Source organism: Burkholderia humptydooensis (assembly GCF_001513745.1).
Classification (GTDB): domain Bacteria; phylum Pseudomonadota; class Gammaproteobacteria; order Burkholderiales; family Burkholderiaceae; genus Burkholderia; species Burkholderia humptydooensis.
This window is the reverse complement of sequence record NZ_CP013382.1, coordinates 366,009-378,851: the sequence shown is the minus strand read 5'-3', so window position 1 is coordinate 378,851 and position 12,843 is coordinate 366,009. Positions and strand designations below refer to the sequence as shown.

General features: G+C 67.6%; 13 protein-coding genes and 1 pseudogene. 6 read left to right on the top strand and 8 right to left on the bottom strand.

Translation table 11 applies throughout. The annotated features are described in order from the left end of the window. Positions 1 to 126 precede the first annotated feature (126 nt). The 4 genes and pseudogenes from AQ610_RS20990 to AQ610_RS36285 form a co-directional block, all read left to right on the top strand. Entirely contained in the window at positions 127 to 1,275 is a 1,149-nt protein-coding gene (locus tag AQ610_RS20990) for a porin (protein ID WP_006029035.1), read from the top strand. Between the two features lie 206 nt (positions 1,276 to 1,481). After that, the gene (locus tag AQ610_RS20985; RefSeq protein WP_006029036.1) at positions 1,482 to 1,742 is read left to right on the top strand and encodes a DUF2866 domain-containing protein; all 261 of its coding nucleotides are present in this window, start codon (positions 1,482 to 1,484) and stop codon (positions 1,740 to 1,742) included. A gap of 268 nt (positions 1,743 to 2,010) precedes the next feature. Next, on the top strand, positions 2,011 to 2,394 hold the full coding sequence (locus AQ610_RS20980) for a DUF6232 family protein (RefSeq protein ID WP_009914237.1): 384 nt from the start codon (positions 2,011 to 2,013) through the stop codon (positions 2,392 to 2,394). A 92-nt stretch (positions 2,395 to 2,486) separates the two neighbouring features. Then, positions 2,487 to 2,585 (top strand): annotated as a pseudogene (locus tag AQ610_RS36285) (N-acetyltransferase); the annotation flags it as partial. A gap of 19 nt (positions 2,586 to 2,604) precedes the next feature. Here AQ610_RS36285 and dhaL read toward each other — a convergent pair. The 7 genes from dhaL to AQ610_RS20940 form a co-directional block, all read right to left on the bottom strand. After that, entirely contained in the window at positions 2,605 to 3,264 is a 660-nt protein-coding gene (gene dhaL / locus AQ610_RS20970; protein WP_006029038.1) for a dihydroxyacetone kinase subunit DhaL, read from the bottom strand. After that, the gene (locus tag AQ610_RS20965) at positions 3,261 to 4,265 is read right to left on the bottom strand and encodes a dihydroxyacetone kinase subunit DhaK (protein WP_006029039.1); all 1,005 of its coding nucleotides are present in this window, start codon (positions 4,263 to 4,265) and stop codon (positions 3,261 to 3,263) included. The genes dhaL and AQ610_RS20965 overlap by 4 nt, the downstream gene beginning before the upstream one ends. Before the next feature lie 4 nt (positions 4,266 to 4,269). Then, positions 4,270 to 5,406, bottom strand: a complete 1,137-nt coding sequence (locus AQ610_RS20960) for an erythritol/L-threitol dehydrogenase (protein ID WP_006029040.1) — start codon at positions 5,404 to 5,406, stop codon at positions 4,270 to 4,272. Between the two features lie 78 nt (positions 5,407 to 5,484). Further along, entirely contained in the window at positions 5,485 to 6,255 is a 771-nt protein-coding gene (locus tag AQ610_RS20955) for an SDR family oxidoreductase (protein WP_006029041.1), read from the bottom strand. Positions 6,256 to 6,266: 11 nt separating this feature from the next. After that, positions 6,267 to 7,295 carry a substrate-binding domain-containing protein gene (locus tag AQ610_RS20950; RefSeq protein ID WP_006029042.1) on the bottom strand — a complete coding sequence of 343 codons (1,029 nt, stop codon included), beginning with the start codon at positions 7,293 to 7,295 and terminating at the stop codon, positions 6,267 to 6,269. Between the two features lie 31 nt (positions 7,296 to 7,326). After that, a complete protein-coding gene (locus tag AQ610_RS20945) occupies positions 7,327 to 8,316 on the bottom strand; it encodes an ABC transporter permease (RefSeq protein WP_006029043.1) in 990 nt (329 codons plus the stop codon). After that, positions 8,313 to 9,830: a sugar ABC transporter ATP-binding protein gene (locus AQ610_RS20940; protein ID WP_006029044.1), complete on the bottom strand. Its 1,518-nt coding sequence runs from the start codon at positions 9,828 to 9,830 to the stop codon at positions 8,313 to 8,315. Before AQ610_RS20940 ends, AQ610_RS20945 begins: the two co-directional genes overlap by 4 nt. A 238-nt stretch (positions 9,831 to 10,068) precedes the next feature. On the opposite strand from AQ610_RS20940, the gene rpiB reads away from it, so the two are divergent. After that, positions 10,069 to 10,563, top strand: coding sequence for a ribose 5-phosphate isomerase B (gene rpiB, locus AQ610_RS20935; protein WP_006029045.1), 495 nt, complete (start codon positions 10,069 to 10,071; stop codon positions 10,561 to 10,563). Positions 10,564 to 10,597: 34 nt separating this feature from the next. Then, the gene (locus tag AQ610_RS20930) at positions 10,598 to 11,560 is read left to right on the top strand and encodes a sugar-binding transcriptional regulator (RefSeq protein WP_006029046.1); all 963 of its coding nucleotides are present in this window, start codon (positions 10,598 to 10,600) and stop codon (positions 11,558 to 11,560) included. 59 nt (positions 11,561 to 11,619) lie between these two features. Here the strand turns inward: AQ610_RS20930 and AQ610_RS20925 are convergent, their stop codons facing one another. Continuing rightward, positions 11,620 to 12,819, bottom strand: a complete 1,200-nt coding sequence (locus tag AQ610_RS20925; RefSeq protein ID WP_009914233.1) for a porin — start codon at positions 12,817 to 12,819, stop codon at positions 11,620 to 11,622. Positions 12,820 to 12,843: the final 24 nt, after the last annotated feature.

The following is a 12,843-nucleotide window of genomic DNA, read 5'->3' as shown; positions in this document are numbered from 1 at the left end:
GTGAACATGACAGCAATTGTCATATTCATTAAGCGCCCCGTCGATACAGTGCGCTTCCGTTCCCCTTCCAAACGCCTTAAAGAGCGCCGCGGAACCGCAAACATTCTTACTGCTCGGAGATTTGCCTTGAACAAGAAACTGTTGACCACCGCTATCCTCGCCGCAACCGCGAGCGCGGCACACGCACAAAGCAGCGTGACGCTGTACGGCCTCATCGACGCCGGCGTCAGCTACGTGAACCACAGCAAGAGCGCAGGCGGCAGCAGCAAGCTCTTCAAGTACGACGACGGCATCGCCCAGGGCAGCCGTTGGGGCCTGCGCGGCGCCGAAGACCTCGGCGGCGGCCTGAAGGCGATCTTCGTGCTCGAAAACGGCTTCAACAGCGGCAACGGCACGATCGGCCAGGGCGGCGCGATCTTCGGCCGCCAGGCCTATGTCGGCCTGTCGCACAAGGACGCCGGCACGCTGACATTCGGCCGCCAGTACTCGTTCACGACCGACATCCTCGGCTCGAACTACTCGACGGGCGGCAATACGGTCGCGGGCAACTACGCGTACCACGTGAACGACATCGACCAGTTGACGTCGAGCCGCATCAACAATGCGGTGAAGTTCCAGAGCGCGAACTACGCGGGCTTCACGTTCGGCGCGTTGTACGGCTTCTCGAACTCGACGTCGTTCGCGGGCGCGCCGGCGACGACGAACGGCACGACGACGACGCCCGGCTCGTCGCGCGCATACAGCTTCGGCCTGAACTACGCGAACGGCCCGATCGGCCTGGGCGCCGCGTACACCGACATCCGCTATCCGGGCCAGGCGACGCCTGCGTTCACGACCAACATCGCGAACCTGACGATCAGCAACGTGCGCGACCTGCGCAGCTTCGGCGTCGGCGGCCGCTACATCTGGGGCCCGGCAACCCTCTGGGCGCTGTGGACGAACACGCGCCTCGAGCCGGTCACGGGCGGCAGCACGACGTACAACGCGTACGAAGCGGGCGGCAAGTACGCGTTCACGCCGGCGCTGTCGGCCGGCGTCGGCTACACGTACTCGCGCGTGTCGGGTGCGAACTCGGGCCACTGGAACCAGGTCAACGGCGCGCTCGACTACGCGCTCAGCAAGCGCACGGACGTGTACCTGCTCGCGATCTACCAGGAAGCGTCGGGCAACAACCTGCAAGCGCAGATCGGCTCGAGCACGAGCTACTTCAACACGTCGGGCACGGGTTCGAAGAACCAGTTCGCCGCACGCGTCGGTATCCGCCACAAGTTCTGAGCATTTGCTCGACAACTCGCGGCACACTACGGCAAAAACGCCCCGCCTCGCGCGGGGCGTTTTTTTTGCCGCTTTTAAGTTTCGCTTAATTCTGGGTTGAGAGGATGCTCACACCCCCCTGTTGGCCGCCTGAGCATCGGCGGCTTTTTTTTATCCGGATTGCGGCGGCGAAGACCGTCCAACGCAAGACAGGATCGGAGGAAACGATGGTCGAAGATACCGTTTTCAGCAGCCTGCGCACGTTACTCACGCACGAGCACGCGTTCCCGGTGCAAAGCTGCCGCGTGTCGATCGCGATGCAGCGCCCGTGGGGGCGCCCATACCGGCTCGTCGAATGGACGATGCACCTCGATGCGCCCGCGCGTCGGCGCATCGTGCCGGCCGAGAGCACCGAGGCGGAAATCGCCGAGGCGGTCGCGTCGCACGTGCCCGGCCGCCTGTACGAAGGCGGCACCGCGCTGTACTGACCGCGCGCAGGCGTTCGCCGCGCCCGCGGCGCGCAAGCCGTACCACAACGACGCGCGATGCCGCGCGATGCGGCAAGACGCGATTCGGCCCGATCGCGCGAAGAGCCGGCCGACGATCGTTGCTGTCGCTTTTTTCGCTTTATTACCGTTTATTTCCCGGCCGCCTGCCGCGCCGTTCGTCTTCGGTCTCGATCCGTGCGTCGCCGGGTCCCGTTCATACGTCGGTCAAATCTGCTACGCTGCGCGTTTTCGATTCACACCCTTTTTGATGGAAAACGCCTTCAACGAACGCGGCGTCACGGTCACGCGCAACAGCCTGTCCGCCGCAGGGCAAATTTTCGCGCTGCGCGAGATCCGCGGCGTCGAGGTTCGCACCGTCAGGAAGAACAAGATCGTGCCGTGCGCGATCTCGCTGACCGGCGCCGCCGCCGCGGCCGCGGGCGGCACGTTCGGTTCGGGCGCGCTGCTCGTCGCGGGCGTGATGCTCGTTGTCGTCGGCTATCTTGCATGGATGACGCAGGACGTCACGCACCGGCTGATCGTCGACATGCCGGGCGGCAAGCACGAGGCGCTCATGAGCGTCGACCGCGATTTCGTCGAGCGCGTCGCGCACGCGGTGAACGCCGCACGCACGGCAACCGCGGCAGCTTGACGCACCCCCCGCCCTCTTTCACGATTCGCGCCGCGCAGGCGCGCGACATCGCGCAGCAGCGCGACGCGCCCTCGCACGCGTGTTCGTCGAGCCGGCCGCCCGAGAACGCCGCGTCGCATGCGCTGCACCGCGCACTCGGCTTCGGCGAGACCGAGCGGATCGTGTTCTTCCGCAAGACGCTCGCGCGCTGACGCAGCGGCCTGCCCGATTTCAGTTCAACCGCGCGCCGATCGAGCTCGCGATGCTGCACAGAATCAGGCAGCACGACGCCGCACCCGCATCGAGCGTGCCGACCGACCGCTCGCCGAGCCTCGACGCGCGCCCGATCCTCGCCTGCAGCCAGCGCGTCGATTCCTTGCCGCGCTCGGCGGCCGCGCTCATCGCGGCGAGCGCGTGCCGGAAATCGTCGCCCGCGCGCAGCGCCTCATGAAACGCGGCATTTGCGGGCGCGAGCGTGTCGATCAGCGTCTTGTCGCCGACCTTCGCATCGCTGATCGCCTGCACGCCGGCCAACCCCGCGGACAACGCTTGCCCGAACAGCGCCGCGTCGAGCGTGTCGCGCCCCTTGAGCGCCGCGGCGAAATCCAGGAAGAAGCTGCCGTAAAGCGGCCCCATCGATCCGCCGATCCCGTCCATCAGCGACGTCGACAACACGTCGAGCGCATCCGGCAGGCTCGTCGCGCCGCGCGCGTCGAGCCGCGCGCCACACTGGCCGAAGCCCTTGCTCATGTTGATGCCGTGATCGCCGTCGCCGATCGCCGCATCGATTTCGGACAGGTGATCGCGATTGCGCTGGATCACGTCGACGAGTTCGCGCACGACGAAGCCCGCGCCGGCGAGCGGCAGGCGCTGAACGGTGGCGGTATTCATGCGCGTTCTCCCACGGTGAGGCCGATGCTGCTGCACGGCGCGGCGAACAGTTGCTTCAGCTCGTCGTCGAGCCGGGTGATCGTCAGCGTGACGCCCATCATCTCGAGCGACGTGAACAGATTGCCGACGAGGCGAAAACCGATCTTCAGCCCCGCCGCCGCGAGCCGTTCCGCTACTTCGGCGTACAGAATGTATTGCTCCATCAGCGGCGTCGCGCCGAGCCCCGACACGAGCACCGCCACCTCCTCGCCGCGTTCGAGCGGGAAATCCGGCAGCACGATGTCTAGCATCATCGCGGCCATGTCCTTCGCGCTCACCGTGCGCATCACGCGCACGCCGTGCTCGCCGTGATGACCGATGCCGACTTCCATCTCGCCGTCGGCGATGTGGAAGTTCGCCTTGCCGTTCGCCGGAATCGTGCACGCGGACAGGCCGATGCCGACCGAGCGCGTGTTGTCGATCGCCTTCTTCGCGCTCGCGACCACGGCGTCGAGATCGCCGCCCGCCGCCGCCCTCGCGCCGCCCGCCTTCCACATCAGGATCTCGCCCGCGACGCCGCGCCGCTTCGCGCGCTCGTCGCGCGGCGCCGACGCGACGTCGTCGTTCGCGACGACGGTCTTCACGTCGATGCCCTGCGCGGCCGCCATCCTGACCGCCATCTTCACGTTCATGTTGTCGCCCGCGTAGTTGCCGTACAGGCATGCGACGCCCGCGCCGCGATCGGCGCGCCGGAACGCGTCGAGAAAGCTCTTCGCGGTCGGCGACGAGAAGATCTCGCCGACCGCCACCGCATCGACGAGCCCCGGCCCCGCGTAGCCGAGAAACGCGGGCTCGTGCCCCGAGCCGCCGCCCGTGACGACGCCGACCTTGCCCGGCGCCGGCGTCGCGACGCCGATCACGCGCGGGTTGTCGGCGTCGAGCGAGAGCGCCGGATGCGCGGCGACGATCCCGCGCAGCATGTCCTCGACGACGTAGTCGGGATGATTGATGACACGATTCATGCAATTAACCTCGCGGATCCAGGACGACCTTCAACGATTGCTCGCCGCGCTCCATCACCGCGAACGCCTCCGCGAAGCGCGACAGCGGAAACGTGTGCGTGACGATGCCGCGCACGTCGATCTTGCGCGACGCGATGAACTCGATCGCGCGCGGATACATGTACGGGCCGAGATGCGAGCCGAGCACGTCGAGCTCCTTGCGGTCGCCGATGATCGACCAGTCGACGCTCGCGTCGTCGTTGAACACGCTGAACTCGACGAAGCGGCCGAGCTTGCGCAGCATCGCGAGCCCCTGGCCGACCGCGCGATGGTGGCCGGTCGCCTCGATGTAGATGTCGCAGCCGTAGCCTTCGGTGATCGCGCGGATCTTCTCGATCACGTTCTCCTCGCCCGGATTCCATACTTCGTCCGCGCCCATCCTGAGCGCGAGCGCTGCGCGCTCCGGCTTCATGTCGAGCACGATCAGCTTCTTCGGATGGCGCAGCCGCACCGCGCCGATGATGCCGAGCCCGAGCGTGCCCGCGCCCGCGACGACGACCACGTCGTCGAAGCCGACGTCCGCGCGATCGGCCGCATGCAGCGAGCACGACAGCGGCTCGATCAGGATCGCCTCGTCGGTCGGGATCGAATCGGGCACGCGGTGCACGATCGCCTCCTTCGTGAAGATCATGTACTCGGCCATCGCGCCGTGCACGTTGTTCTGGAATCCGTACAGATCGTGCTTCTGGCACATCCAGTACTGGCCGTGCCCGCAGAAGCGGCAGCCCCAGCACGGCACGATCTGCTCGGAGATCACGCGCTCGCCCACCTTCACGCCGCGCCGCTCGGCGCGCGGCCCGAGCGCGACGACGCGGCACACGAACTCGTGGCCGGGAATCATCGGCGGCTTCACGTAGCGCGGCTGCACCGCGTCGCCCCAGAACGACGGCGCGCCGCGGAACGTCTTGATGTCGCCCATGCAGATGCCGACGCGCTCCACTTCGGTCAGGATCTCGTCCGGCCCCGGCTTCGGCACCGGCACCTGTTCGAGGCGGTAGTCCTGCGGGCCGTGGCAGACCACGGCGCGCATCGTGGCGGGCAGCGCGGGCGCATCGCTGCGCTCGGCCGCGCGTTGCGGCGGCGCTTCGGCTATCTGTGACATCCAACGTCTCCTGAGTATTGGTCGATCGGTTCCGGAGTTCCGGCAATGACGGCGGCCGCCGCGCGGCCCGCCGCCGCTTCAGCGCACCGTGTAGCCGCCGTCGATGACGACGTTCTCGCCCGTCATCATCGCGGCCGCGTCGCTCAGCAGATAGAGCACGAGCGCGGCGATCTCGCCCGGCTGCGCGAAGCGGCCAGCCGGGATCTCGCGCTTCGCGCGCTCGCCGGCTTCGCCCGCCCACGCCTGCTTGCCGAGCTCGGTCTCGACGATCGTCGGCGACACCGCGTTCACGGTGATCCCGTGCGGCGCCCATTCGAGCGCGAGCACCTTCGTCATCCCGACGATCGCGGCCTTGCTCGCGCAATACGCGGCATGCCGGTCGAGGCCGACGACGCTCGCCTGCGACGCGAGATTGACGATCCGCCCGCCGCGGCCGCCCGCGATCATCTGCCGCGCGACCGCCTGCGCGACGAAGAACGACGCCTTCACGTTGATCGCCATCGTCGCGTCCCACGCGGCCTCGCCGACGTCGAGCGCCTTGTCGAGCAGCGCGACGCCTGCGCTGTTGACGAGCATATCGACGCCGCCGAAGCGCGACGCGACGAGCTCGACCGCCGCCTGCGCGGCCGAGCAATCGCGCAAGTCGAGCGACATGCCGCTATGGCGCGCGGCGCCGCCTTCGAGCGTCGCCGCGATCCGCATCGTCTCGGGATGCCGATCGACGAGCGCGACGCTCGCGCCGCGCTGCGCGAGCAATTGCGCGCACGCGTGGCCGATGCCCGCCGCGCCGCCCGTCACGAGCGCGACGCGCCCCGTCAGATCGAACGCCCTGTCCCAGAGATTCGTCATGGCCGCCGCCCTCAACCGCCCGTGACCTGCTTGTACAACTGATCGGCGTTCGCCGGCGTGACGGGCACCCACGGCAGGATGTAGCGCTTCGCGGTGCCGCCGTCCCACTTCAGATCCTTCGCGTAGCGCTGCCAGATCACCGACTGCGGCTTGTAGCTCGCGCCGACGAGCTGCCGCAGCACCAGATCGAGCGCGCCTTGCGACTGCGCCTGCGCGTCCTGCAGGAACGTCGTGATCTCGCCGCGCTTCGCGGCCTGGATCGCGTCGGGCATCCCGTCGATCGACGTGATCGGGATGTCCTTCGGCGTGAGCCCGCGATTCTTGATCGCCTGCAGCGCGCCGAGCGCCATGTCGTCGTTCTGCGCGATCACGCCATTGATCTGCTTCGGATGCGCGTTGAGCCAGTCTTCCATCAGGTTCATCGCTTCCGCGCGCGACCAGTTCGCGGTCTTCTTCTCGATCACCTTGATGCCCGGATATTTCGCGAGCACCTCCATCTCGCCCTTCTCGCGATCGATCTGCGCGGACTGGCCGATCGGCCCCTGGATGATCACGACGCTGCCCTTGCCGCCGATCCGCTTCGCGAGCGCTTCGGCCTGCAGACGGCCGCCCTCGACGTCGTCGTTGCCGATGTACGGCACCTTCGGCGTCGCGAGCATCGTGTTCGATGCGATGAGCGGCGTGTCCGACGCCCCCGCGCGCGTCGCCACGCCGATTCCCGCCTTCGTGTCGATCGGCACGAACAGGATGCCGCTGTACTGCTGCGTGAGCATCGTCTCGATCTGGTTGTTCTGCGTGAGCGCGTCGTAGTTGCCGTCGAACACCGTGAGCTGCACGGCGCCGCTCTTCACCGCGGGATGCGCCTTGATCTCGCGCACCCAGTTCTGCATGAACTGGCCTTTCATCCCGTAGACCGCCGCGCCGACGCGATAGGGTCCGCTCGCCGCGTGCGCCGCGCCCCCCGCCGCCATGATCGCGAGCGTCGCGCCGAGCGCCGCGGCCGCCGCGATGCGGCCGAACCAGGTCTTTCGTGTTTGCATTGTCGTCTCCTCCGGGTAGGAATGCGCTGCGTCAGCGCTGCTGTTTGCGGGCCACGTCGATGAGCACGGCCAGCACGATGATGAGTCCCTTGGCGATCTGCTGGTAATACGACGACACGCCGAGCAGATTCAGACCGTTGTTGATCACGCCGATCAACAACGCGCCGAACAGCGTGCCGACGACGCCGCCCTGTCCGCCCGACAGGCTCGTGCCGCCGATCACGACGGCCGCGATCGCATCGAGCTCGTATGACACGCCCGCCTGCGGCAGCGCGGACGTCGTGCGCGCGGCGAGGATCATCCCCGCGAGGCCGGCGAGCGCGCCCGACACGACGTACACCGAGAACACGACCTTGCGCACGCCGATGCCGGACGTCCGCGCGCTCTTCTCGTTGCCGCCGACCGCATACAGATAGCGGCCGTACGTCGTGTAGCGCAGCACCCACCAGCACGCGAGCGCGACCGCCGCGAAGATCAGCACCGGCATGCCGAGCGGGCCGAGCTTGCCGATGCCGAGCGACAGATAATCGTCGGGCAGGTTCGCGACGGGGCTGCCGTCGTTGACGATGTACGTGACGCCGCGCGCGACGCTCAGCATGCCGAGCGTCGCGACGAACGGCGGCACATTGAAGCGCGCGATCGTCACGCCGTTGATCGCGCCGAGCGCCGCGCCGCATGCGATGCCGACCGCGAGCGACGCCGCGAGCCCGTGCCCCGCCGCGCCGGCGAGACCGCTCACGATGCCGGCGAGCGCGAGCACCGAGCCGACCGACAGGTCGATGCCTTTCGTCAGGATCACGTATGTCATGCCGATCGCGAGAATGCCGTTGATCGACGTCTGCCGCAGGATGTCGCTCCAGTTGCGCCACGTGAGGAAGTACGGGCTCGCGAACGCGAGCACGACGCACAGCGCGACGAAGATGATCGGGATGCCGAAGCGGCTCGCGAGCTCCGCGACGTTGACGCGCCTGGGCGCCGCGCCGAGACGGGACAGGGTCTGAGTGTTCATGGTCTTGTTCATGAGGCGAGATGGAGCAGGGATTCCTGAGTGGCGCCGTCGCCCGGGCGAACGGCGGCGACGCGGCCGCCCTTGAACACGGCGATCCGGTCGCTCAGATACAGCAGCTCGGGCGCCTCCGACGACACGACGATCACCGCGCCGCCGTCGCGCGCGAACGCGTCGAGGAGCCGATAGATCTCCTGTTTCGCGCCTTCGTCGATGCCGCGCGTCGGCTCGTCGCAGAGCAGCAGCATGGGCTCGGTCGACAGGCATTTCGCGAGCACGACCTTCTGCTGGTTGCCGCCGCTCATCGCCGATACGGGCATGCGCAGCGAAGCGGCCTTGATCCGCAGCCGCTCGACCATCGATTGCGCGAGCCGCCGCACGAGCGAGCGCCGGATCACGCCGCCGCGCGACAGGCGACGGTACGCGGCCATCGCGATGTTCTCCTGCACGCTGCCGGACAGCACGAGGCCCGAATCCTTGCGGTCCTCGGTGACGAGCGCGATGCCCGCGCGGATCGACCGCGCTGGCTCGCCGTGCGGCAGCGGCTTGCCGTCGAGCGTCGCGGCGCCCGCGTCGGGCCGCGTCAGGCCGTACACGCAATTGAGGAATTCGCTGCGGCCCGAGCCCATCAGCCCGTAGATGCCGAGGATCTCGCCGCGCCGCACGTCGAGGCTCACGTCTTCGAACTCGCCCGCGCGCGCGAGGCCCGCGACCTTCAGGCACGGCTCGCCGTGCGCGGGCCGGCGCGCCTTGTCGACGACGGGCATCTCGCGGCCGACGATCGCCCGCACGAGATGCGCGCGATCGATGTCGGCGAGGCGGCCGCTCTCGACGTACGCGCCGTCGCGAAACACCGTGTAGTCGTCGGCGATGTCGAACAGCTCGCTCAGCCGATGCGACACGTAGATGATCCCGGTGCCGTGCGCGGTGACGTTGCGGATCGCGGCGAACAGCGTCTCGGTCTCGCGCTCGCCGATCGCGGACGTCGGCTCGTCCATGATCATCACCTGGCAATCGTGGCTGAACGCCTTCGCGATCTCGACGAGCTGCGTCTGCGCGAGGCTCAGCCGCCGCATCGGCGCGCCCGCGTCGATCGCGAAGCCGAGGCGGTCGAGCAGATCCTGCGCGCGGCGCTTCAGCGTGCGGAAATCGACGACGACGCGCGCGCGGGTCGGCTCGCGCCCGAGATACAGGTTCTCGGCGACCGTCATCCCCGGCACCGGCGACAGCTCCTGCGTGATGATCGCCATCCGGCTCGCGAGCGCTTCGGCGGGCGACGCGAAATCGACGTCGCGGCCGTTCAGCCGGATCGTGCCCTCGTCGCGGCGCAGGAGCCCCATCAGGATGTTCAGGAACGTGGATTTTCCGGTGCCGTTGCCGCCGCACAGCGCATGCACGCGCCCGGCCGCGAGGCTCAGGCGTCCGTCGCGCAACGCGCTCACGCCGTTGAACCGCTTCGCTACCTGGCTTGCTTCGAGCAGAACAGGAGTCACTGTCGTATCCCGGATGACGAATGAACTTTTGCTCATTCACGATGATTTGATACAGCGTGACCGCATGGTAGTCATCGGTTTTTTCGAGTGTCAATTACTGGTAAACGCTAACCACAATCACAAATAACGCACTAGTTGTTTGATTTTCAAGCAAATTATCGATTCGGCGTACCATGGGAGCAAAATTTCGCCATTTGCCAAATGTTCAGACCGGTCGTTATAATTGCTCAACCCTGTGCATTTGCGCATTCACCCCGCCCTCCGGAGGTCCACCATGAAAGTGGCGATCGGCTGCGACGAAGCGGCCTACGCGCTCAAGGAGTCGATCAAGCGGCACCTGCGCGCGGCGCATCCCGAAGTCGAGCTGACCGACTTCGGCACGCACAGCGCGGACGAGGCGGTGCTGTACCCCGACATCGCGATCGAAGTCGCGCAGCGCGTCGCTACGGGCGAGTTTGCCCGTGCGATCCTGCTGTGCGGCACGGGCATCGGCGTCGCGATCTCCGCGAACAAGGTGCCGGGCATCCGCGCGGCGCAGTGCCACGACACCTACTCGGCCGAGCGCGCGCGGCGCAGCAACGACGCGCAGATCATCACGATGGGCGCGCGCGTGATCGGCACCGAGCTCGCGAACAGCATCGTCGACGCGTGGCTTAGGGCAGAATTCGACGGCGGCCGCTCGCAGCCGAAGGTGCAGCGGATCGCCGACTACGAACGCCGGGCGGGCCTCACCCAGGCCGGCCCGAACGACGCGCACTGCGGTTCATGACGCCGCGCGGCGCGCCGCTCCACTCGACAACGACATGACGAACGAAGAACTCACGCAACTCGCGAAGTGCTATTACGTCGACGGGTTGACGCAGGAAGAACTCGCGCAGAAGTTCGCGATCTCGCGCCCGAAGGTGGGCCGGCTGCTCAAGCGCGCGATCGAGGAGGGCATCGTCGAGATTCGCGTGCGCCATCATCCGCGCGCGGTGCAGGATCTCGAACAGGAACTCGTCACGCGCTTCGGCATCCAGCGCGCGATCATCTCGGTCGATCACAAGGATCAGGACAGCCAGCGCGAGCTGCTCGCGGGGCTCGTCGCGAGCTATCTCGACCGCGTGCTCGCGGACGGCACGATCGTCGCGGTCGGCATGGGCCGCAACGTGAGCGCGGTGTCGCGGCATGCGGTATCGACGACGCAGCGCAACTGCTCGTTCGTCTCCGCGATCGGCGGCTCGTATCGCGGCGGCGAGACGATGAACGCCGACCACATCTGCCGGCGCCTCGCCGCGCGCTTCGGCGGCGAGAGCGAGACGCTGTACGCGCCCGCGCTCGTCAATGATCCGCAGCTCTTCACCGCGCTGCTCGAGAACGACGTCGTGCGCCAGTCGCTCGACAAGGCGCGCCGCGCATCGATCGCGCTCGTCGGCATCGGCGACATCCTCGAGGACAGCAACATGGTCCGCATGGGCTGGTTCACGCCCGAGGAGATGGCGGAGGCGAAGCGCGCGGGCGCCGTCGGCGACATCATGGGCTACGACTTCATCGACATCCACGGCCGCCCGGCGACGACGATGCTGCGCGGCCGCGTGATCGGGCTCACGCTCGAAGACCTGAAGCGGATTCCGAACGTGATCGCGACCGCGAGCGAGCCGACGAAGGCGACGGGCATTCTCGGCGCGCTGCGCGCCGGCGTGATCAACACGCTCGCGACGACGCAGTCGATCGCGCAGACGGTGCTGAGCCTCGCGCAGGCGACCGAGACGGCGACCGCGGAATAACGCGCGTTTCACGCACCGGCCGCCTGCGCGAAGCGGCCGGCGCTCGCGCGCAGCGCGCGTCAGAACGTGTGGCGCACGCCGATGCGCACGAGCGTCTGCGTATCGCCCGCCGACGAGATGCCGTTGCCGACGTCGCCGACCGACGCCGTCGCCGCGACGACGTTTCCGTACGCGTCGAGCGTCTTGCCGCTCGCCTTCTGATAGCCGACGAGACCATACAGCGCGGTGCGCTTCGACAGGTAGTAGTACGACGCGAAGTTCACCTGATGGTATTTCGGCGCGGACTGGCCGTCGATCGAGCTGCCGCGCGTGAAATCGTAGCCCGCTGCGACGCGCAGCTCGGGCGTCGCCTGCCACGACACGGTGCCGCCGATCGAGTTGTACGTCGCGGTGCCGTTGAACGTCGAGAACGCGCCGGATTTGTACTGCGTGTTGCTGTACGACAGGCCGAGCGTCACCGCGCCGATCTGATAGGTGCTCGCTGCCGCGACGATCTGCATGCTCTTCGCCGATGCGAAGCCTTCGTTGATCGACGAAGCGAACGTGCCGTCGTACGAGCCCGTCCACGCGCCGCCGTTCGCGCCATACGCGTTCGTCGCATACAGGTACGCGGCGCCGAGCGAGAACGGCCCGTTCACGTACTGGCCGCCGACGCTCCACGTGCTCTGGTTCTTCACGCTGCCCGCCTGATTGCCGAAGCCGTACAGCGCGCCGAACGTGAGGCCGCCGAACTTCGGGCTCACGTACTTGATCGAATTGTTCTCGCGCGCCTGGTTGTCGATGTTGTCGAGATCGCCCGGATGCGCGCCCATGCCGGTCAGGAACGTGCCCGCGCTGATCGTGCCGACGAAGTCGACGATCGGATCGTACTGGCGGCCCATCGTGAGCGTCCCGTAGCGTTCGCTCGACAGCCCCATCCACGCCTGCCGGCCGAACATCCGCCCGCCCTGCCCCGCCTGTCCGGTGCCGATGTTGAAGCCGTTCTCGAGCTGGAACACGGCTGCGAGGCCGCCGCCCAGATCCTCCTTGCCCTTCAGCCCCCAGCGGCTGCCCGACCAGGTGCCGCTCGCGAAGCTGTAGCTCGACTCATTCCGGTAGCTGACGGGCGAGCCGAGCGCCCCCTTGCTCTGCGCGACGCGCTGGTCGCTCGTATAGCCGAGCCCCGCGTCGACGATCCCGTAGAGCGTCACCGTGCCTTGCGCATGCGCGCCGGCGCACACGCTCCCCGTCACCAGCAATGCTGCTGCCGCCTTTTTCATGAATAGGATTCCTTCCAAATAGAA